The sequence below is a fragment of the Mycobacterium sp. P4_H6 genome (genome assembly GCF_056400845.1).
The window spans coordinates 21,184-41,843 of the sequence record NZ_JBFUKN010000053.1 but is presented as its reverse complement, the minus strand read 5'-3'; the positions used below and the strand labels follow the sequence as shown (position 1 = coordinate 41,843).

Annotated in this window: 21 protein-coding genes; 12 read left to right on the top strand and 9 right to left on the bottom strand. The window is 67.6% G+C overall.

The genetic code is table 11. From position 1 onward, the window contains the following. Nucleotides 1–2,004: molybdopterin-dependent oxidoreductase (locus AC1DTF_RS20835; protein ID WP_477475433.1), on the top strand; the 2,004-nt coding region annotated here is incomplete at its 5' end. Here AC1DTF_RS20835 and AC1DTF_RS20830 read toward each other — a convergent pair. Then, nucleotides 2,001–2,510, bottom strand: a complete 510-nt coding sequence (locus AC1DTF_RS20830; protein ID WP_057165463.1) for a hypothetical protein — start codon at nucleotides 2,508–2,510, stop codon at nucleotides 2,001–2,003. The genes AC1DTF_RS20835 and AC1DTF_RS20830 overlap by 4 nt on opposite strands. Nucleotides 2,511–2,718: 208 nt before the next feature. Between AC1DTF_RS20830 and AC1DTF_RS20825 the strand changes: the two genes are divergently transcribed. Beyond that, nucleotides 2,719–3,975: a cytochrome P450 gene (locus AC1DTF_RS20825; protein WP_057165464.1), complete on the top strand. Its 1,257-nt coding sequence runs from the start codon at nucleotides 2,719–2,721 to the stop codon at nucleotides 3,973–3,975. Here AC1DTF_RS20825 and AC1DTF_RS20820 read toward each other — a convergent pair. Continuing rightward, the gene (locus AC1DTF_RS20820) at nucleotides 3,920–4,273 is read right to left on the bottom strand and encodes a hypothetical protein (protein WP_057165607.1); all 354 of its coding nucleotides are present in this window, start codon (nucleotides 4,271–4,273) and stop codon (nucleotides 3,920–3,922) included. The two genes, AC1DTF_RS20825 and AC1DTF_RS20820, sit on opposite strands and share 56 nt — an antisense overlap. 128 nt (nucleotides 4,274–4,401) lie before the next feature. On the opposite strand from AC1DTF_RS20820, the gene AC1DTF_RS20815 reads away from it, so the two are divergent. The 4 genes from AC1DTF_RS20815 (at nucleotide 4,402) to AC1DTF_RS20800 (ending at nucleotide 7,254) form a co-directional block, all read left to right on the top strand. Beyond that, the gene (locus AC1DTF_RS20815) at nucleotides 4,402–5,136 is read left to right on the top strand and encodes a helix-turn-helix domain-containing protein (protein WP_156409024.1); all 735 of its coding nucleotides are present in this window, start codon (nucleotides 4,402–4,404) and stop codon (nucleotides 5,134–5,136) included. A 66-nt stretch (nucleotides 5,137–5,202) separates the two neighbouring features. Beyond that, nucleotides 5,203–5,814 (top strand): peroxidase-related enzyme, encoded by a 612-nt coding sequence (locus AC1DTF_RS20810; RefSeq protein WP_477475432.1) that lies wholly within the window; start codon nucleotides 5,203–5,205, stop codon nucleotides 5,812–5,814. A gap of 73 nt (nucleotides 5,815–5,887) precedes the next feature. After that, the gene (locus tag AC1DTF_RS20805) at nucleotides 5,888–6,610 is read left to right on the top strand and encodes a FadR/GntR family transcriptional regulator (protein ID WP_477475431.1); all 723 of its coding nucleotides are present in this window, start codon (nucleotides 5,888–5,890) and stop codon (nucleotides 6,608–6,610) included. Then, complete coding sequence (locus AC1DTF_RS20800) at nucleotides 6,607–7,254, top strand: sterol desaturase family protein (protein WP_477475430.1); 648 nt, start codon at nucleotides 6,607–6,609, stop codon at nucleotides 7,252–7,254. The genes AC1DTF_RS20805 and AC1DTF_RS20800 overlap by 4 nt, the downstream gene beginning before the upstream one ends. A gap of 5 nt (nucleotides 7,255–7,259) precedes the next feature. Here AC1DTF_RS20800 and AC1DTF_RS20795 read toward each other — a convergent pair whose 3' ends face one another. Then, the gene (locus AC1DTF_RS20795; RefSeq protein ID WP_477475429.1) at nucleotides 7,260–7,976 is read right to left on the bottom strand and encodes a L,D-transpeptidase; all 717 of its coding nucleotides are present in this window, start codon (nucleotides 7,974–7,976) and stop codon (nucleotides 7,260–7,262) included. Nucleotides 7,977–8,110: 134 nt separating this feature from the next. Then, a complete protein-coding gene (locus AC1DTF_RS20790) occupies nucleotides 8,111–9,202 on the bottom strand; it encodes a DUF7159 family protein (RefSeq protein WP_477475428.1) in 1,092 nt (363 codons plus the stop codon). Between the two features lie 422 nt (nucleotides 9,203–9,624). On the opposite strand from AC1DTF_RS20790, the gene AC1DTF_RS20785 reads away from it, so the two are divergent. Continuing rightward, entirely contained in the window at nucleotides 9,625–11,103 is a 1,479-nt protein-coding gene (locus AC1DTF_RS20785; protein ID WP_477475427.1) for a peptide MFS transporter, read from the top strand. A 410-nt stretch (nucleotides 11,104–11,513) separates the two neighbouring features. Here AC1DTF_RS20785 and AC1DTF_RS20780 read toward each other — a convergent pair whose 3' ends face one another. Then, nucleotides 11,514–12,500 carry a threonine ammonia-lyase gene (locus tag AC1DTF_RS20780; RefSeq protein ID WP_057165473.1) on the bottom strand — a complete coding sequence of 329 codons (987 nt, stop codon included), beginning with the start codon at nucleotides 12,498–12,500 and terminating at the stop codon, nucleotides 11,514–11,516. 61 nt (nucleotides 12,501–12,561) lie between these two features. Here AC1DTF_RS20780 and AC1DTF_RS20775 point away from each other — a divergent pair, with 61 nt between their 5' ends. After that, nucleotides 12,562–12,993, top strand: coding sequence for an acyl-CoA thioesterase (locus AC1DTF_RS20775; RefSeq protein ID WP_477475426.1), 432 nt, complete (start codon nucleotides 12,562–12,564; stop codon nucleotides 12,991–12,993). A gap of 3 nt (nucleotides 12,994–12,996) precedes the next feature. On the opposite strand, the gene AC1DTF_RS20770 is transcribed toward AC1DTF_RS20775, so the two are convergent. Beyond that, nucleotides 12,997–13,887, bottom strand: a complete 891-nt coding sequence (locus AC1DTF_RS20770) for a cyclopropane mycolic acid synthase family methyltransferase (protein ID WP_057165475.1) — start codon at nucleotides 13,885–13,887, stop codon at nucleotides 12,997–12,999. A 255-nt stretch (nucleotides 13,888–14,142) separates the two neighbouring features. Here AC1DTF_RS20770 and AC1DTF_RS20765 point away from each other — a divergent pair, with 255 nt between their 5' ends. Continuing rightward, nucleotides 14,143–14,550 carry a DUF6188 family protein gene (locus tag AC1DTF_RS20765; protein ID WP_057165476.1) on the top strand — a complete coding sequence of 136 codons (408 nt, stop codon included), beginning with the start codon at nucleotides 14,143–14,145 and terminating at the stop codon, nucleotides 14,548–14,550. Nucleotides 14,551–14,602: 52 nt separating this feature from the next. Then, the gene (locus tag AC1DTF_RS20760; protein WP_477475425.1) at nucleotides 14,603–15,886 is read left to right on the top strand and encodes a cytochrome P450; all 1,284 of its coding nucleotides are present in this window, start codon (nucleotides 14,603–14,605) and stop codon (nucleotides 15,884–15,886) included. A 4-nt stretch (nucleotides 15,887–15,890) separates the two neighbouring features. Here the strand turns inward: AC1DTF_RS20760 and AC1DTF_RS20755 are convergent, their stop codons facing one another. After that, nucleotides 15,891–17,216: a glutamine synthetase family protein gene (locus AC1DTF_RS20755; RefSeq protein WP_477475437.1), complete on the bottom strand. Its 1,326-nt coding sequence runs from the start codon at nucleotides 17,214–17,216 to the stop codon at nucleotides 15,891–15,893. Nucleotides 17,217–17,224: 8 nt separating this feature from the next. Continuing rightward, nucleotides 17,225–18,661 (bottom strand): APC family permease, encoded by a 1,437-nt coding sequence (locus tag AC1DTF_RS20750; protein ID WP_477475424.1) that lies wholly within the window; start codon nucleotides 18,659–18,661, stop codon nucleotides 17,225–17,227. Between the two features lie 158 nt (nucleotides 18,662–18,819). On the opposite strand from AC1DTF_RS20750, the gene AC1DTF_RS20745 reads away from it, so the two are divergent. Together AC1DTF_RS20745 and AC1DTF_RS20740 are read left to right on the top strand one after the other, a co-directional pair. Then, nucleotides 18,820–19,575: a MetQ/NlpA family ABC transporter substrate-binding protein gene (locus AC1DTF_RS20745; protein ID WP_477475423.1), complete on the top strand. Its 756-nt coding sequence runs from the start codon at nucleotides 18,820–18,822 to the stop codon at nucleotides 19,573–19,575. A gap of 61 nt (nucleotides 19,576–19,636) precedes the next feature. Beyond that, a complete protein-coding gene (locus AC1DTF_RS20740) occupies nucleotides 19,637–20,209 on the top strand; it encodes a winged helix-turn-helix domain-containing protein (protein WP_477475422.1) in 573 nt (190 codons plus the stop codon). A gap of 3 nt (nucleotides 20,210–20,212) precedes the next feature. On the opposite strand, the gene AC1DTF_RS20735 is transcribed toward AC1DTF_RS20740, so the two are convergent. Further along, complete coding sequence (locus AC1DTF_RS20735; RefSeq protein WP_477475421.1) at nucleotides 20,213–20,623, bottom strand: hypothetical protein; 411 nt, start codon at nucleotides 20,621–20,623, stop codon at nucleotides 20,213–20,215. Between the last annotated feature and the right edge of the window lie 37 nt (nucleotides 20,624–20,660).

The window sequence follows — 20,660 nt, the reverse complement described above, 5'->3', positions numbered from 1 at the left end:
GACTGGGACACCGCGATCACCGAGATCGCCGAGGGCTTCGCCCGCATCCGCGACGAATACGGCGGGGACAAGATCTTCTACTACGGGGGCGGCGGCCAGGGGAACCACCTCGGCGGCGCCTACAGCGGCGCGTTCCTCAAGGCACTCGGCGCCCGGTACCGCTCGAATGCCCTGGCGCAGGAGAAAACCGGTGAGTTCTGGGTGGACAGCCAGCTCTACGGCGGGCACACCCGTGGCGAGTTCGAGCATGCCGAGGTCTCGGTGTTCGTCGGGAAGAACCCGTGGATGTCGCAGAGCTTTCCGCGGGCCCGCACGGTGCTCAACGAGATCGCCAAGGACCCGGCCCGGTCCATGATCGTCATCGACCCGGTGATCACCGATACCGCGAAGCTCGCCGACTTCCATCTGCGGGTGCGGCCCGGCACGGACGCCTGGTGCCTGACCGCGCTGGCGGCGGTGCTGGTGCAGGAAAACCTGTGCGATGAGGCGTTCCTGGCCGAGCATGTCACCGGCGTCGAACCGGTACGGCGGGCGCTGGCCGAGGTGGACGTCGAGGATTACGCCCGGCGCAGTGGGGTGGACGCGGAGTTGCTGCGGAACGCAGCGCGCCGGATCGCCGCGGCCGCAAGTGTTTCGGTCTTCGAGGATCTCGGTATCCAGCAGGCACCCAACAGCACGTTGTGCTCGTACCTGAACAAGTTGTTGTGGATCTTCACCGGCAACTTCGCCAAACGCGGTGGCCAGCATCTGCATTCGACCTTCGCGCCGCTGTTCGGCGCCGGTGGTGTGGGCCGCACCCCGGTCACCGGGGCACCGATCATCGCCGGCCTGGTGCCCTCCAATGCGGTGCCCCAGGAAATCCTCGGCGACCATCCCGACCGGTTCCGCGCCATGATCGTCGAGAGCAGCAACCCGGCGCATTCGATCGCCGACTCTGCCGCGGTGGGCGACGCGCTGCGCGCGCTGGAGCTGCTGGTGGTGGTCGACGTCGCGATGACCGAGACGGCGCGTCTGGCGCACTACGTGCTGCCCGCGGCCAGCCAGTTCGAGAAGGTCGAGGCGACCTTCTTCAATCTCGAGTTCCCGCACAACACCTTCCATCTTCGCCACCCGCTGCTGGACCCGCTACCGGGCACCCTGCCCGAGCCGGAGATCTGGGCGCGGCTGGTACGTGAACTCGGCGTCGTCGACGATGCCGAGCTGCACCCGTTGCGCCGGGCCGCCGCCGACGGGCTGGAGGCGTACACGCAGGCCTTCTTCGCCGCGCTCGGCGCAAATCCGTCGCTGGGCAAAGTGCTGCCCTATGTGCTCTACGAGACGTTGGGCCCGAGCCTGCCCGACGGGCTGGCCGGCGCGGCCGGTCTGTGGGGGCTGGCGCAGAAGGTGGCGTTGACCTATCCGGAGGCGGTGCAGCGCGCCGGGCACACCGACGGCAACGCCTTGTTCACCGCGATCCTGGGAAGCCGCTCCGGGCTGACCTTCACCGAACACGAGTACGCCGACGACTGGGCGCTGATCAGCCACGCGGACCGCCGCATCGCGCTCGAGATCCCGGAACTGATCACCGAACTCGGCGCGCTGGCCACCGACCGCCCGCTGCTGACCAGCAGCGAATATCCGATCGTGCTGTCGGCCGGGGAACGCCGCGCGTTCACGGCCAACGACATCATCCGGGACCCGGTGTGGCGCAAACGCGATACCGACGGCGCGCTGCGGGTCAGCGTCGAGGATGCCCGCTCACTGGGATTGACCGACGGAGGCCGCGCCCGCATCACCACCGCCTCCGGTGCCGCGGAGGCCTGCGTCGAGATCAGCGAGGCCATGTTGCCCGGGCACGCCTCGTTGCCCAACGGCTACGGGCTGGACTTCGCCGCGGTCGACGGCACCGTGACGGCACCGGGGGTCGCACCCAATGCGCTGACCGCGTCGGATTGGCGCGACGCCTTTGCCGGCACGCCGTGGCACAAGCACGTGCCGGCGCGTATCGACCCCGTCGGGGTTTAGGGCGTCGCGGGATCGGCAGGCGCCGGAGCAGCGGGGGCGGCGGGAGCCGGCCCCGCGGCCGGGCCGGACGCCGGACCGGCGGGCGTGATCGGCACGTTCGGGCCCGGCGCCTGGGCCGGGATCGGGGTGTTCAGGTTGCGCTGCGAGATGCCTAGCAGCAGGGCTTCCTTACCGCTGAGCTCCTGGTTCTGCACCGCGTGCCACAGATCCCGCAGGTAACTCACGTTCGGGGATTCGCCACCGGCCATGACGCTGGGATCCATCGTCGAGCCCGGCGGCAGAGCTTCCGGGCTGGGCAGGTGCGGCACGCCCTCGGTGGGCGCCGGTGCCGGGGCTGCCTGTACCGAGACGGCGGACGCCGGGGCTGCCGGCACGGGAGCCACATCCACCACCGGCGCGGGAGGTGGGGGCGGGGCGGGTTCGGCGACGGCCGGGGCGGCGAACATCAATGCGGCGAATCCGCCTCCGATGGCTGCGCTCAACACCTTGGCTCCGACATCGATCATCGCCGACGCTCCTTTCTGGTGAACATACTGCTCTATGGATTTTCCGTCGCGGGGCCTATTTCGTTACAGCTGAGACTGCTGTGACTTTCATATGAGTTTCCGGGTGTGTTCTGTCAGCCTCGGTCACCTTGTCCGACTTCAGGACGCGAGGTGTACCGCTGGTTCACAATGCGGTAACGCCACCAGTGCCTATTGCGGAGGTTGTGCAATGCCGACACCCGACCTGCCCACCGGTTTCGATTTCACCGATCCCGACATCTACGCCGAACGACTCCCGGTCGACGAACTCGCCCAGATGCGCAAGGTGGCTCCGATCTGGTGGAACGAGCAGCCGCTCGACAAGGGTGGGTTCGGTGACGGCGGCTTCTGGGTCGTGACCAAGCACAAGGACGTCAAGGAGGTCTCGCGGCGCAGTGACGTCTTCTCCAGCCTGGAGAAGACCGCCCTGCCGCGCTACGCCGACGGCACCGTCCAGGCGCAGATCGACTCCGGCAAGTTCGTGCTGCTGAACATGGATGCACCGCACCACACGCATCTGCGCAAGATCGTGTCCCGGGCATTCACGCCGCGTGCCGTCGAACAGCTGCGCGCCGACCTGGCCGACCGGGCCCGGGAGATCGCTGCGGCGGCCCTCGCCGAGGGCCGCGGCGACTTCGTCGAGCAGGTGTCCTGCGAACTGCCTCTCCAGGCCATCGCGGGCCTGATGGGCGTGCCGCAAGAGGACCGGATGAAGTTGTTCCACTGGTCCAATCAGATGGTCGGCGACCAGGATCCGGAGTTCGCGAACAACGACGCGATCAGCGCCTCGGTGGAACTGATCACCTACGGCATGCAGATGGCGGCGGAGAAGTCCGCCAATCCCACCGACGATCTCGTCACCAAACTGGTGCAGGCCGATGTCGAGGGCCACAAGCTCTCCGACGACGAGTTCGGGTTCTTCGTCATCCTGCTGGCCGTGGCGGGTAACGAGACCACGCGCAATTCGATCACCCAGGGGATGATGGCGTTCACCGACTTCCCCGACCAGTGGGAGCTGTTCAAGCGCGACCGCCCCGGCACTGCCGCCGACGAGATCGTCCGGTGGGCAACACCGGTCACGTCATTCCAGCGCACCGCGCTGGAGGACACCGAACTGGACGGAGTGCCCATCAAGAAGGGACAGCGGGTGGTGATGTTCTACCGCTCGGCCAACTTCGACGAAGAGGTCTTCGAGGATCCGTTCAGCTTCAACATCCTTCGCGATCCCAACCCGCACGTCGGTTTCGGCGGCACCGGCGCGCACTACTGCATCGGCGCAAACCTGGCCCGGATGACCATCGATCTGATGTTCAACGCGATCGCCGACGCCATGCCCGATCTCACCCCGCTGGAGAAGCCCGAACGCTTACGTTCGGGCTGGCTCAACGGCATCAAGCACTGGCAGGTCGACTATGCCGGTGCGACCAGGCAGCCTGTCGCGCACTGACTCCGGGYGCCGCTCGATAGTCCAGGATGGATCTCCAGTAGTCCTCGTCGATCTCGCCGTCACGCCGGAGCACGATGGCCAGACCGGTCGCCATCGCGATGCCGAGCAGTCCCAGCCACAGGCCGGCCAGCGCGATCGCCACCCACAGCACCGTGGTCAGCGCTGGCCACGGTGAGAGCACCGCGAGGACCGGCGCGAAGAAAAAACCGGTGCCGATGTACCAGGATGATCCGGCGCGGTCGCACCGGAGCACGAGGCGCAGCCACCGGGGGACGTCTGGATTCCGGGTCTCTGTCATGACCACCACCGTCGTCCACAGAGGTCAGCGCCGCAATTACCGGTGAGGTAATGGTGCCGTGACCGGATGTGGTCAAGACTGACGGAGTGACTGGTGTTGACCTGCAGACTCCCCCGTTCGGTTCGTTGATGCGATCGTGGCGGCAACGTCGACGGCTGAGCCAGCTCGACCTCGCGCTGGAGGCCGACGTGTCGGCGCGGCACGTCAGCTTCATCGAGACCGGACGATCGGCACCCAGCCGCGCCATGGTGCTGCGGCTGGCCGCGGCTCTCGAGGTACCCGCCCGTGAGCAGAACCAGCTGCTGATTGCCGCCGGCCTGGCCCCCGCGTATTCCGAACGCACACTGCACGATCCCGGGATGTCCGCGGTGCGGGCCGGTGTCGAGCGAGTTCTCAACGCCTACAACCCCTTCCCGTGCCTGGCCATCGACCGCGGCTGGAATGTGTTGCAGGTCAACGCGGGTGCGGCGATCCTGCTCGACGGGGTGGCCGCCCATCTGCTGGCCCAGCCCAACGCGCTGCGGATCTCGCTGCACCCCGACGGGCTGGCCCCGCGGATCCGCAACCTGGCGCAGTGGCGTCATCACGTCATCGGGCGGTTGCGGCGCGAGGCCGCGGTCAGCGGTTCGGCGCAGTCCGCCGAGCTGCTCGCCGAGATCGAGTCGTATCCGGGTGGCCTGGATGAGAGCACCGATCTGGGCGGTGTCGTGGTCCCCTTGGAACTGATGGGTCCGGGCGGGCAGGTCCTCACCTTCCTCAGCACCGTCACGACCTTCGGTACCGCTCTCGACCTGACCGCGGCCGAGCTCAGCATCGAGGCGTTCCTGCCCGCCGATGACTCGACCGCCGAAGCGCTACGCTGACAACCGTTTACGTCGCGGGGCACAAAACCGTTGCCGAAGCAACGGCCTGCGCGCCATGGTGCAGTCATGACTGCGACCGCCGATTCCCCGACCACGCTGACCCCGGCCACCATCTCCCGGCTGCGGGTGCCGGAGGTCGACGAGCTGTCCCGCCCGGCGGTGAAGGGGTTCTTCGCCAAGCAACAACGCGACGAGGGGCTGACGTCGAATTGGTTTCGCGCGCTGTCCCTGAACGAAGGCGACCTGGAACGCCTCAACGGCTACCTGCTTCCGCTGCTGGGCACCGACGGACGGGGCGGGCTGACCGATCGTGAGCGGGAGGTCATCGCGACCGTCGTGTCCGGGGAGAACCGGTGCGCCTACTGCCACACAAATCACGCCAACAAACTGGGCAAGGTCGCCGGCGACTGGTCCTTCGGCCAGCGGGTGGCCATCGATCACCACCAGGTGGCCGAGCTGACCGACCGCGAACGGGCACTCGCCGATCTCGCGATCGCGGTCAACAACAACCCGCAGTCCATCCGCGAGGCGGACTTCGCCCGGCTGCGCGAGCTCGGCCTCGATGACCACCTGATTCTGGAGGGCATCTCCATCGCCGCGTTCATCGGCGCCACCAACCGCATCGGCATCGCGCTGGCGGTGCCGCCCAATCCGGAGTACACCGGCGTCCCGGGCTGACTTGCCGAGTCGGCAGTCAGTCCCACTGGTATGACCACTTGACCTCTTACCGGGTGGCTGCGATGCTCGATGCATGGCACTGCAACCGGTCAACCGTCGCTCGGTCCCCGAGGATGTCTTCGAACAGATCGTCGCCGAGGTGCTCAACGGCGAGATGAAGCCCGGTGACGCGCTGCCCAGCGAGCGTCGCCTCGCCGAGGTCCTCGGCGTGTCCCGGCCCGCCGTACGCGAGGCGCTCAAACGCCTCACCTCGACGGGCCTGGTGGACATCCGGCAGGGCGACACCACCACGGTGCGCGATTTCCGCAGGCATGCCGGATTGGACCTGCTCCCCCGGCTGCTGTTCCGGGCCGGCGAACTCGACATCGCCGTGGTGCGTTCCATCCTGGAAACCCGGTTGCACAACGGTCCCAAGGTGGCCGAACTTGCCGCCGCACGACGCGGACCGGAACTGGCCGCCCTGCTCGACGCGACCATCGACGATCTGAGCGCGGAGACCGACCCGGTTCAGCGGCAACGTCATGCGCTGACCTTCTGGGACCACCTGGTCGACGGCGCGGACTCCATCGCCTTCCGGCTGATGTACAACACGCTGCGCGCGACCTACGAACCCGCCCTGCCCGCGCTGGCCGTGATGATGGCCGCCGAGGTCGGCCACCCCGAGGCGTATCGGGCGATCGCCGACGCCGTGCGCACCGGCAACACCGACGCGGCCGCGGCCGCCGCCCGCGCCCTGCTCGAACCCGCCACCACCGCGCTGCTGGGCGCGCTCACCGAACTGGAGGACCTCGCATGAGCATTCGCCGCGGTGTCACCCTGGCCGATGCGGGACGGGAGTTCCGGCGCCACCCGACGCCGTGGATGCTCACCGCGGCGCTGCTCGCCGCGGCGGCAACCCGGCTGGCCGTCGGCGACTGGCAGATCACCGATGCCGTGGTACCGCTGGCCATGCTCGCGGTGTTCCCGTTCGCCGAATGGGTGATCCACGTGGTCATCCTGCACTGGCGGCCGCGCCGGATCGCCGGTGTCACCGTGGATCCGCTGCTGGCGCGCAAGCATCGCGACCACCACGTCGAGCCGCGCGATCTGCCGCTGGTGTTCATCCCCTGGCAGTCGCTGCTGTGGGTACTGCCGTTGGCCGTGGCGATCGCTCTGCTCGCCTTCCCCAGCCTCGGGCGGGGTCTGACGTTTCTGACGTTCCTGGCGCTGCTCGGCATCGGCTACGAATGGTGCCACTACCTGATCCACACCGACTACAAGCCGAAAACGGCTGTCTACCGGTCGATCTGGCGCAATCATCGCCGGCACCACTTCAAGAACGAGCACTACTGGTTCACCGTCACCAGCAGTGGCACCGCCGACCGGGTGCTGGGCACCTACCCGGATCCGGGCACCGTCGAAGCCTCACCGACAGCGCGCAATCTGCACGCTCAGACGTGAAAACCTCAGGCCTGCACGATGATCGGGTCGCCGATGCTGACGTTGTTGTAGTACCAGTCGGCATTGTCGGGGCTGAGGTTGATGCAACCGTGGCTGACGTTCGCGTACCCCTGAGAACCCACCGACCACGGAGCACCGTGCACATACACGCCGCCCCAGGTAACCCGCACCGCGTCGTAGACGGTCAGCTTGTAGCCCTCCGGGTCGTCCAGCGGAATGCCGATGGTGCGCGAATCCATCACGACCACGCTCTCTTTGCCCAGCGCGGTGAACCTGCCGATCGGGGTGGGGAATTTGGCCTTACCCATCGATGCCGGCATTTCCCGCGCGACGACACCGTCGATGCTCACGGTGAAGGTGTAGGCGCTGATGTCCGCGACACCGACGACCTGAGCCCCGGTCTCGAACGAGGACTTGAAGCCGGTCGCCTGCACCGAGATGGTCGAGTGGGCCGGCCAGAAATCGGTCGGTGTGAAGCGCACCGTCGCGTCGTCCAGCCATTCGAAGGTGCCGGCCGGGACGGTGTCCGCCGAGATGGTGATGTCGCGTTGCGCCCTGGCACGGTCGCGGACCGGATCGGCGAAGGACACGGTCACCGGATAGGCCACCCCGACGACGTCGCCGGGGGCCGGCGATACCGAGACCGCCGCCGGCGGTGTGGGCACCGCAGCCACACCGGTTGCTGTGGACGTGATCAGTGCGGCCGCGGCGATACCCGCCATGACCAGCACATTCCGAAAGTTTCTGCGCAAGTTCCGAACCTCCCCTGATTCCGGACATCCGGACCTGGCCTGATGGACTACATGGTAGATCGTGCCGGGTGCGGGAAATGTTAGCCAGCGCAGCGCATCGGCGCTCAGCCCATCGGCGGATTCATGATGATCGGCGGCGGCTGATCGTCCCCACCGATCCTCAGCTTGTCCCGGATTCGCTGCAGCAGCGGCCTCTTCGGCTGGTCATAGACCGGTCCCACCACCGGCGGCGGTGCGACCACGGCCGGCGGCGCCACGACGGGCGGCGGTGGCGGTGCGGCCGGCACCTCGAGGACATACGGCCCCTCGGCGGGGACGTTGTCCACGACGGTGTTCACCTCGGGCGGAGGTGCCGACTCGACGACGGGTTCGACGACCGGCGCGACGACCGCTTCGACCGGTTCCGGGATGACGGGAGCTTCGGCGGGCGGCGGGACGGCGACACTGGGCGCGGGCCGGACCACCGGCGCCTTGTCGACGACGCGTTCGGCGCTGACCGCCGGCTGCGGTGTGGCCTGCGGGGACGGTGAGAGTTGGACGGCGACCGCCACCGAGGCCGAGGCCACGAAGGTCACCGCCCCGGCCACCAGCAGGCCGGTGAGCACGCGGGCGGGCGTCACCCGGGATGCGTCGGCGGCGGCGTGGCGGCCGGCGGCACCCGAGGAGAACAACGGGCTCGAGTCCAGCGGCAGCCCGGCATTGTGGGTCGAGGCGAGTGCCGCCCCGCGCGCCAACGCCAGCGGTGCCTCGGCGGGCGCGAAGACCGGAACCGACAGCGCTTCCTCGAGTTGGGGCAGCACGGCGTCGAACCCGCCGGCCGACCCGACCACCACCAGGGCCTCGGGCTGCCAGTCGGCCCGGGCGAAGACGGTGCTCAACCAGCCGATGAGGCTCTCGTCGGAGTCGATGGTGTGGTTGATCGCGGTCTGCACGGCACCGTCGCCGGTGTGCACGATCAGGGCGATCGCGGTGTCCGGTTCGATGACGCACACCGCGGAGGTCCGGTAGCCGATGACATCGGCCATTCCGCGGGCCAGCGCCTCGGTGGCCTCGGGCAGGCGGATGGGCACAACATTCTCGAACCCGGATTCGGTCAGCGATTCCATCAGCAGCGACGCCTCGACGTCCGCGTCGTCACTCCAGGTGACACCGATGGATTTGAGCCGTTCACCGCGTGCGGCCGCGATCGCCTCCACCGCGGCGGTGGCCCGTTCGGTGGCCGACCGACCGTCGGAACCGTCGAGGCGACCTCGTATGCGTCGTTGCGGCCGCCATCCGGCTGGTCACCGCCGCCGACGACCACCACTGACAGCGACCTTGGTGTCATCGACAAGCCGAGCACCGCGTCCACATGTACCCCTTCGGACCCTCTTCGGCCGCACGCAGGCAGCCGCGTCGTGACGATGCATCCACCGTCGCGTTATCCGGCTGAGACTACCTGCGCAGCGGCCAGGAACCCACCCGTGCAGGGGAATTCCGGGCTTGGCGTTTGCTGATTCGTCGATCTGTACATGTGAGCTCAATCAGAGCGTTTGCCGATGTTGGCCGGGCGGGAGCGACCCGCCACGACTTTCCGACAATGCATCGGCCCGACCGGACATCGTGGGAAGGTGGCGCTATGACTGGGTCGGAACGGGCCGGGGGCGGCCAGACAGATCAGCAGGCGGCGCGCACATTGTTGGGCCACCCGATCGGATTGACGAACCTGTTCGGTGTCGAACTGTGGGAACGGTTCTCCTTCTACGGGATGCTCACCATCCTCGGGTACTACCTGTACTACTCGGCCACCGATGGCGGCCTGGAACTGTCCAAGGCCACGGCGACCGGCATTGTGGGCGCCTACGGCGGGTTGGTGTACCTGTCGACAGTGCTGGGCGGCTGGCTGGCCGACCGCGTCCTCGGCATGGAACGCACCGTGTTCTACGGCGGCGTCGTCGTCATGCTCGGACACATCGCGCTGGCGGTACTGCCCGGAATCACCGGAGTAGCAGTAGGTCTGGTTTTCGTCGCCCTGGGTTCCGGCGCACTCAAGGCCAATGCCTCATCGCTGCTGGGCACGCTCTACGACAAGGGCGATGCGCGCGCCGACGGCGGTTTCACGCTGTTCTATCTCGGCATCAATCTGGGTGCCTTCGTCGGGCCCCTGATCACGGGCCTGCTGCAGACCCACGTCGGGTTCCACTACGGATTCGGGGCCGCCGCCATCGGTATGGCGCTCGGCCTGGTGCAGTACGTGGTGTTCCGCCGCAACCTGGGGACGCACGGACGGGAGGTGCCCAACCCGCTGCCCCGCAGCGGTGTGTTCCCGGCCGTCGGGGTCGCGGTCGGGGTGATCGCCGTTGCGGTCATCGCCTTCGCGACCGGGCTGGTGACACTGGACAACCTGTCCCAGGTCACCACCGGCGTCATCATCGTCGCCGCGATCGGCTACTTCGCCCTGTTGCTGACCAGCGCCAAAGTGACTGCGCTCGAACGCACCCGGGTGCGCGCCTTCATTCCGCTGTTCATCGCCAACGCCGTGTTCTGGTCGCTGTTCCAGCAGATCTTCACCGTCCTCGCGGTCTACTCGGACGAACGGATGAACTGGTCGATCTTCGGGTGGACGGCACCGTCGAGCTGGATCGGCTCGATCGAGCCGGTCTGGATCATCGTGCTGTCGCCACTGTTTGCCGTCATGTGGACCCGGTTGGGCCAGCGGGCGCCCACCACACCGCGGAAGTTCGCCTACGGCGTCATCGGCATGGGTGCGGCGTTCCTGCTGTTCCTCCCGTTCGCAGGCACCACGGGCCGCGCCGTTCCCGCGCTGTTCATCGTGGCGGTCATGGCCGGCTTCGCGGTCTCCGAGCTGATGATCTCCCCGATCGGCCTGGCCGTGACCACTCAACTTGCGCCGGAGGCATTCCGGGCGCAGATGATGGCGCTGTACTTCTTCTCCGTCGGACTCGGGACGTCCATGTCCGGGGTGCTCTCGGGCTATTACGACCCGGCACACGAGTTCGCCTACTTCGGCATCCTCGGCCTGGTGGCGATCGCCGCGGGTCTGATCGTGCTGGCGTTCACCGGTCGCATCAGCCGGCTGATGGAGGGCGTGCACTAGACCAGCAACCTGCCGAGGCGTCAATTACGTGGGCAGGCACCAGGTTTAGCAACACAGAGCCCCGGGTAGAGACCGGTCACCAGTTACTTCGGCTTGATGGGATCTGCGCCGAGTCGTGACCCGCGGCACCCGCCAACCCGAGGTGATCTGGCGCAGAATCGAAGCACGCCAGCACGTCTACATGACACCGAGGTCAGGTCGACGAAGGAGATGTACCCATGATGTCCATGCTGCTCGAAGATCTGTTCGCGGACACCACCCGACGACACGGAACGGTCTACGTGTACAACCGTGGCTTCGGCCACTCGACGGCCAACTGTTCGTGCGGTTGGGCTGGCCGGCGGCGCCGCCTGAAGGCCGCCGCCGAACAGGATGCCTGGTCACATTGCGCGCGCGTCGGTTGCGCCGTGTCAGTCCCCCTGGTGAACCCCGCGCGTTGGTGAGTCCGCCACGATCTGGGCCAGCAGGGCCGGTTCGATGTTGCCACCGGACAGGATCATCACCGTCTTGCCCGGCGGTGTCCGGTGGCGTCGGTAGGCGGCCAGAGCCACCGCGCCGCTGGGCTCGCTGACCAGCCTCGCCTGTATGGCCAATTCGGCTACCGCAGAACGTATTTCGTCTTCGCTGACCGTCAGCACATCGGTGAGCACCTGCTGCAGATGAGCGAACGTCAGCTCCGACGGTTCCGAGCGCAGGCCGTCGGCGATGGTCCGGTTGCGGTCCCCGATCGACATGCTGACCCGACTGCCCTGACGCAGGCCCGCCGCGGTGTCGGCCGCCAGCTCCGGTTCCACGCCGAATATCTGGGCCTGTGGGCACAGCGCGCGGATGGCGGTGCCGATGCCAGAGGCCAGCCCGCCCCCGCTGACCGGGACCAGGACCGTCCTCACATCGGGCAGATCCTCGGCGATCTCCAGGCCGATCGTGCCCTGGCCCGCGATGACGTCAGGATGGTCGAACGGGGGCACCAGCGTCGCGCCGGTCTCTTCGACGAGTTGCGCGGCAACCGCTTCGCGCTCACCCGCGCCGCACAGCACCACCCGGGCACCATGGCCTCTGGTTCGCGCCACCTTCACCGCGGGGGTCTCCTCGGGCATCACGATGTGCGCGTCGATGCCGAATTGTGCCGCGGCGTAAGCGACTGCCTGCGCGTGGTTCCCGCTCGAGTACGCGACGACACCTCGCTGCCGCAGACCGGCGTCGATCCTGCCGATGGCATTGAGCGCACCGCGCACCTTGAAGGCGCCGATCACCTGCAGGCTCTCCGGCTTGATCCACAGCGGCCGGTCGTGATCGGCCCACGGCGCCGGGATGAGCGGGGTACGCATGATGCTGCCGCGCAACCGATCCGCCGCCGCCCTGATCTCGTCGACCGTCACGAGGGTGGGCGCGCTCATCGACGTTCCGCCGCTGCAGAGATCACCGTTCGATGCTAGCGGTGGCGCGCAGTCGTGGTGCATGGTGACTGGCGTGAGCTCACTGAAAATCGTGCCCCGGTACGCCGAGATCGATCAGCAGGGCGTGGTGTTCAACGGCCACTACCTGACCTGGTTCGACGAGGCGTGCACCGCGCTGCTCGGCGAGCACGGCGTCGACTACGCCCAACTGATGTCGTCCGGAGTCGACTTCAAAGTCGTGCACAGCGACATCGACTACCGGACATCGGTGCGCTGGCGCGACGCTGTCCGGGTCGAGGCGGTCTGCGACCACATCGGCACCACCAGCTTCGCGGTCGCCTTCACGGTGCTGCGCACCGCCGCCGGTGACCCGCAGCGCTCCGAACAGGTCGCGGTGCGCGGACGCAACGTGTACGTGGTGGTGTCCACCGACAGCTGGGCCAAGCGCGACGTACCCGACGAGTTGCGCCGGGCGCTGGGAGCCGCGCGTTAGGGATCAGGCCTTGTGCAAGGTGAACTGGCAGACGTCGGTGTACCCGTCCCGGAACAGCTCGGAGCAGCCGGTCAGGTACCGCATGTAGCGGTCGTAGACCTCTTCGGACTGGATGGCGATCGCCTCGTCGCGGCGGGCCTCCAGAGCGTCGGCCCAGATCGTCAGCGTGCGCGCGTAGTGCAACCGCAGCGATTGCACCCGTTGCACCTCGAAGCCGGCCTTGGCGGCATGCTCCTCGACCACCGACACGAACGGCAGCATCCCGCCCGGGAAGATCTCGTCCATGATGAATTTGAAGAACTTCAGCTTCGTCATGGTCAGCGGCAGCCCGCGTTCCTTGAAGTCGGCATCACTGGGCTTGACGATGGTGTGCAGCAGCATCGAGCCCCCGGCCGGCAGCGCGGAGTAGGCCATCTTGAAGAAGTCGTCGTACCGGTTGGCGCCGAAATGCTCGAATGCGCCGATCGACACAATGCGGTCGACGGAGCCGCTGAACTGCTCCCAGCCTTCCAGCAGCACCTCGCGGGACCGTTCGGTGTCAAGGCCGTCGAACAGCTCCTGCACGTGGGCCTGCTGGTTGCGGCTCAGCGTCAACCCGACCACGTCGACGTCGTAACGCTCGATGGCGCGCTTGAGCGTGGCACCCCACCCGCAGCCGACGTCCAGCAGCTTCATCCCCGGCTGCAGCCCCAGCTTGCCCAGCGACAGGTCGATCTTCGCGTACTGAGCCTCTTCCAAGGTCATGTCGTCGCGTTCGAAATAGGCACAGCTGTAGGTCTGGGTGGGATCCAGAAACAGCCGGAAGAAATCGTCCGACAGGTCGTAATGCGCCTGAACGTCCTCGAAATGCGGTGTGAGGCCGGTTTCGGGAACTCGGTTGTCTGATGCGGGCAAGTCAGCCCTTTCACTAGTGGCGCGTACATGGACCGGCTCGTTGCGTGAACCCTCCCCCGTTGCGTGGAGTTTACGCCCGGGAGCCTGATGCGTTTACATCAGCGAACAGTGTCGCGCATGGTGTGGTCTCCGGCAGGCGTTCTACCAGCTGCTTTCACCAGCGGTCCCGAGTCTGGACAACAGAAACGGATCCGCTCCGGAGCGAACCGCCCATCATCTCTTGTGCTGGGCCCAGCAACGGCCCAAAGTGGAAAAATGACCGAACAATGGATCCAGGGGCGCACCCTACAGCGGATCATGTTCCGCGACGGTCTGGTGCTCAACCTCGACGAATACAACGAACTCGTCATCTCCGCACCCATGGAGTTGACCTTGCCGGAACTCGGCGGCGGCGCCTCGGGCGCGGCCGAGGTCGTGGCCATCGATCCGACTGCGGTACGCAACGAGCAGAAGCCGCTCTTCGACTTTGCCGGTACCACCTGCACGCATGCCGACTGGGATGACGACGGCAGCCTGCACCTGCAATTTTCCGGTGGGCAGCACATCGACGTTCCCAGCGACGACGCGCACACCTCGTGGGAGCTGTACGGCAAGCACCACGGGTACGCGGCCTGCCTGCCACACGGACGGGTCCGCGTGGTGCGCCACGATCTGCCCGACTGAGCGGCCCCGTCAAAAGCCGGTGACCCGCGCGCGGCGAACCTAAGCTACGGCCATGCCGATCGCGACACATGTCAACGGATCGCAGCCCCGCCAGGTCGAGCTGTCCGAGATCGATCTCGGGTCCTGGCGGTTCTGGTCACAGGACGACGATTTCCGGGACGGCGCCTTCGCGACCCTGCGCCGGGAGGCCCCGGTGTCGTTCCACGCCCCGATCACCGGTGAAGGTGTCGACGCCGGTGCCGGGCACTGGGCGCTCGCGCGCTACGACGACGTGCACTTCGCGAGCCGGCACCCCGACGTGTTCAGCTCCAGCCCGAACATCACCATCGGCGATCAGACCCCCGAACTCGCCGAGTACTTCGGGTCCATGATCGCCATGGACGACCCGCGGCACAGCAGGCTGCGCAATATCGTGCGCAGCGCCTTCACGCCGAAGGTGCTCGCCCGGATCGAGGAATCGGTACGTGAACGCGCTCGCCACCTGGTCTCGCGGATGGTCGCCGACCATCCTGACGGCCGGGCCGATCTGGTGACGACGCTGGCCGGCCCACTTCCGCTGCAGGTGATCTGCGACATGATGGGCATCGACGAGCACGATCACGACAAGATCTTCCATTGGACGAATGTGATCCTCGGTTTCGGAGACCCCGACCTCACCACCGATTTCGACGAGTTCGCGCACGTCGCCATGGATATCGGTGCGTACGCCAAGGACCTGGCCGAGGACCGGCGGGCCCGACCGGGCGAAGATCTGACCACCGCACTGGTGGCCGCCGAAGTGGACGGCGAACAGCTGACATCGGCGGAGGTGGCGTCGTTCTTCATCCTGCTGGTGGTCGCGGGCAACGAGACCACCCGCAATGCGATCAGCCACGGTGTCGCCGCGTTGAGCCGCTTTCCCGAGCAACGCGACCTCTGGTGGTCGGACTATGAGGCGCTGGCGCCGACCGCCGTGGAGGAGATCGTCCGCTGGGCCTCCCCGGTGGCCTACATGCGGCGCACCCTCACCCGCGATACCGAGCTCAGCGGTGTCGCGATGGCCGCCGGCGACAAGGTCACCCTGTGGTACGGATCGGCGAACCGAGACGAAACCCGTTTCACCGACCCGTGGCGTTTCGACATCCGGCGCAGCCCCAATCCGCATGTCGGTTTCGGGGGCGGCGGCGCACATTTCTGCCTCGGTGCCAATCTGGCCCGTCGCGAGATCACGGTCGCGTTCGAGGAGTTGCACCGGCAGATACCGGATCTGGCGGCCGACGCCGAGCCGGATCGACTGCTGTCGCCCTTCATCCACGGCATCAAGCGCCTGCCGGTGCGCTGGACGCCCGCAGGTTAGGTGCTCACGAGGTCGTCAGGTAGCGCCGCCGCTCCCAGTCGGTGACCTGCTTGGAGTACTCCTGCCACTCGCTGTGCGCGATGGCCGCGAAATCCGCCACGGAATCGGCACCGAGGATCTCGGTGATGGTGTCATCGCGCACTGCCAGGGCCACGGCCACCGCGAGCGACTCGGGCAGCGGTGTGCCCGAGCCGTAGAGGTTGCCGCCCTCGGCCGCATCGGGCCTGCGGCCGGCCTCGATCCCGGCCACCACAGCGGCCAGCGCCGAGGCGACCAGCCAGTACGGATTGGCGTCGGCGGCGCCGGTGCGCAACTCGATGCGGTTGGCCTCCGGCGTGGCTTCCACCAGGGAACGCACCGCCGCACTGCGGTTGTCGCGGCTCCAGGTGACGGTCGCCGGGGCGAACGAATCGGGCACGAAGCGGCGGTACGCGTTCACCGAGTGCGCTCCGAAGACGGTGATGGAGGGCAGATGCTCCAGGAGCCCGGCGATGGCGAACAACGCCAGGTCGTTCTCGGTGCCACCGGTGCTCGCGAACGCGGGTTCGCCGTCGCGCCACAGCGAGATGTGCAGGTGCGCAGAGCTTCCCGATTGATCGGCGAACGGCTTGGCCATGAAACTGGCGAGCTTGCCGTGCCGGCGCGCCACCTCCTTGGCGGCGTACTTCAGCCGGGCGCTGTCGTCGGCGGCCTCCAGCGCGTCGGTGTAGACGAGATTGGTCTCCACCTGGCCGGGGCCGTACTCGGTCTGGATGCCCTCCAGCCGGGTGAAGGCACCGAGCGTCTCGTACAGATCGGACAGGATCGGGTCGAGCGCGTTCGCATTCTCCAGCGAGTAGGCGTGAATGTCATCCAGATACGTGGTGCCGTCCGGATTGAGCAGATAGAACTCGAGCTCCACCCCGACCTTGGCGGTGTAGCCGAGCCCAGCCAGCCGGTCCAGCACCCGGCGCAGCACCGCGCGCGGGTCCAGCAGCGACGGTGAACGGTCGTGCGCGACGATATCGGAGATCACGTGCCCGACACCGGGCCGCCACGGAACCCCGCGGAAGGTGCTGAAATCCGGCACCGCGAACACGTCCGGGTATCCGCCGTCCCAGTTCGTCAGCCGCAGACCGTCGATGACGGTGCCGTCGGCGTTCCAGCCCAGCGAGGCCTCACAGAAGGCGAACCCGCTGCCCTGGGCGCGGTCCAGGAACTGTGCCGCCGGGATTCGCTTGCCCTGCGCGTGGCCCAGCGGATCACTCCAGGCCACCTCGATCTCGGTGAGCGAGCCCTCCGAGAGCCGGCGCCGCAGATCCGCGGCCGCAGCCGATTCGGTGGGTCGCACCGATGCCGTCACGACCGCACGACCCCGGCCGGATCGCTGACCCGGCGGCCGATGACGGCGCCCACGATGAACGCCACCACCAGCAGTCCGACGATGCCCCAGCCCAGCGCATTCGAGCCGGCGAGCCCCTCCAGGTTCGTCAGGATGAGCACCAGTGTGACGCCCAGTCCGAGCAGCCCGAGCGCCGGTGCGATGCGCACCCGCCACTGCGAGTAGCCGCGGCGGTCGCGGGCGAAGAACACCAGCACCGCCACGCTGGTGGCGATCAGCAGCACCACGAAACCGACCGTGGTGGCCGCCGCGAACCAGGTGTAGAACTGCGTGACGGGATCGAGCCCGAACAGCACGGCCAGCGCGATGCTGGTCGCGACGACGCCCGAGATCCACAGCGACGCCTTGTGCGGGGACCCGTGCGCAGCGTGCGCGATGCCGAGCGACTGGGGCAGCACGCGGTGCTGCGAGAGCGCGAACACGTAGCGCGACGCGACGTTGTGGAACGCCAGGATGCAGGCGAACAGGCTGGTGAAGTAGAGCACCGTGATGATGTCGTTGCCTGCGGCCTTGATGTAGGTCTGGGCGACGTCCGACAGGAACGTGCCGCCGGAATCCGTCGCCTGGGTGACGGCCTGCGTGTCGCCCCACGCCGAGATCAGCGCCCAGCTGGTGACGGCGTAGAAGGCGCCGATCAGGATCAGCGCCGCATAAGTGGCGCGGGGAATGGTGCGTTCCGGATCCTTCGCCTCGTCGCGGAAGATCGCCGTCGCCTCGAAACCGATGTAGCTCAGCATCGCGAACAGCAGTCCGATGCCGAGCGAGCCGGAGAACACCGTCGACGGGTTGACGATGCCGGTGGACAGCCCGTCGTCACCGCCGCCGCGCGCCACGATGATCAGGTCGAGGACGAGGATGATCGCGATCTCCGCGGTGAGCAGCACGCCCAGCACGCGGCTGGACAGCTGGATGTTGCGGTAGCCCAGGAACGTCGTTACCGCGAACGCGATTGCGGCGAGCACCCACCAGGGGATCTCGGTCCCACCGAACAGCGTCACGACGCCGACCCCGGCCGGCCCGAGCAGCCCGTACACCCCGGCCTCCAGGGCGACGTAGCTCACGAGCGCGACGAAGCCGAAACCGATACCGGTCGAGAAGCCAAGGGAATGACGGACATACGAGAAGAAGGCGCCCGCCTCCTCGACGAACGGGGTCAATGCGGTGAAACCGACCGCGAACAGCAGCAGGATGAGCGTCGACACGACGAAGGTCGCCGGGAACCCGGCACCATTGCCACCGGCGATTCCCAGCGGAAAGACGCCGCCGACGACGCCGAGCGGGGCCGCCGCGGCCACCACCATGAACACGATGGATGCCACACCCAGGTTGCCGCGCAGCTTGCGCTCCCCCGGTGGGCCGCTCAGTTGCTCAGGTACAGCCGTGATTTCAGACATGGGGAACCGCTCTTCCTGCTGGCCGGATGATGCTGTCGCGACCGTAGGGCGGTCACGCCGCGACAACCACCGCTGCATTCACCGTGCGTTAAAGGGCGTAACAATCGGACACATTGGGCGACGTTGCAATCGACGCAGACATCAGTACCCTTCGGGACATGTTGACGAGCAGCGTGCGGTCGGTCAGCACGAAAGGCCAACGCCCCCTTAGGGTCGGCGCTACACCCGTGCCGCATGCGGAGATCCTGGAGAACATCCGCCAGCACCTGGCCGCCGCCGGCATCGACCTGCAGGTGACCGTGTTCGACAGCTTCGACGAGCCCAACGACTGGCTCGCGGCCGGCAGACTGCACGCAAATTACTTCCAGTACCTGCCATTTCTGCACGAATTCAACCGCCGCAGCCGCAGCGCACTGGTGCCGGTGGTGGCCGTGCACATCGAGCCTTTCGGCCTGTACTCCAGCCGGGTCACCCAGCTCGCCGCGCTACCGGAGTACGCCGAAATCGCGCTGCCCGCGGACCCGGTGAATGCGGATCGCTCGCTGATGATGCTGGACCGGCTCGGGCTGATCGACTGCCGACCCGATTCCGGGCAGCTCGCCACCGCGACCGATGTCCGCGCCAATCCGGGCCGGCTGGTGTTCAAGGAGCTCACCAGCTGGACACTGCCCTCTGCCCTCGACGATTTCGACGCGGTGTTCCTGTTCGGCAACCAGGCAATGGAACGCAATGTGCACACCGACACCGCCTTGCACTGCGACCGGGGTGACCCGACCTACGCCGAATACCTGGTGACGACGGCGCACGACCAGGCCAATCCCGATGTCGGTGTGCTGGCCGGTCTGCTGACCGGGGCAGCCACCAGGCAGTTCATCGAGCTGACCTACGCCGGACAGGTGACCCCGGCATTCTGAGTTGCGCTCACGCCGCGGCAAACCCTGACCGGGCGGCGCCTGCTGCGGCACCGTAGGTGGCGTGTACCAAGCTGGCCCGCCTCCGGCTCCCGACGCGACCGCGTCGGTGCAGGTGGTCCTGGTGCTCGACGTGCCCGCCGGATTCCCCGAATTGCCCTCCCGCACCGCGCAACTCGCCGATGAGTTCGGCCGCGTCATCGCGAACTCGGTGCCGGGTGTGCGGGCCCGTGCGGCTGTCATCGCGACGGCCGATGAGGTGCCTGCCGCGAGGCGTGCCGCGGTGTCCGAGCCTTTCGACGGTCTGCTGATCGACCGGGCCGGCCGCGAGGTCCGCGTCCGCGGGGTGCCGGTGCGGTTGAGCTACCGCGAGTTCGAATTGCTGTGCTTCCTGGCCGAGCATCCGCGTCAGCCGATGTCCCGTGCGCGGCTGATGCGCGAGGTGTGGGATGACGCCCGGGTTCCGCTGGATCCCGAAATGTCGGGCCGCACCGTGGACACCCATGTGCGCAGGCTGCGGGTCAAGCTCGGCGGCCATGCCGGTGTCATCACGACCATCCGGGGACGGGGGTACCGGTTCGATGCGGGTGCCGACGTGCGTTATGTACCGGCCGCCGTGGACCGTTACGGGGCGTGACGCCTACAGGGTGACCGTCAGCGGTCCGGCCGAGCGACAGTAAGTGACGGGCGGGCTACCGGCGTTGGCGCAGCTGCGGCCGGTGGCCACATAACTGGCCCCCGGGGTGTACGGCGCAAAGTTCACCCGTGCGGTGCCCGGCCCTTCGGCCTGCACACAGACCGGCGCGACGGTGCTGCCCACCCGCTGCAGGCAGGCGACCTGCAGCTGCGGCTCGGCCCGGTTGCAGGCCCCCGGCGAAGCCGAGGCCGACACCATGGCGGTCCCGGACACGTCGATCACCTGCGGTGCCGACAGCGTCGTCGCACAGCCCGGGTCTCCGGGCGCCGCGGCGGCATGGCCCGCGCCGCTGAGTGCGGCCACCACCACGACGGGTATCGCGAGCCCGGGCCACATCACAGCGGAGACCAACATGTCAGGAATCGTATGGCACCGATGCGCCGTCCATGTC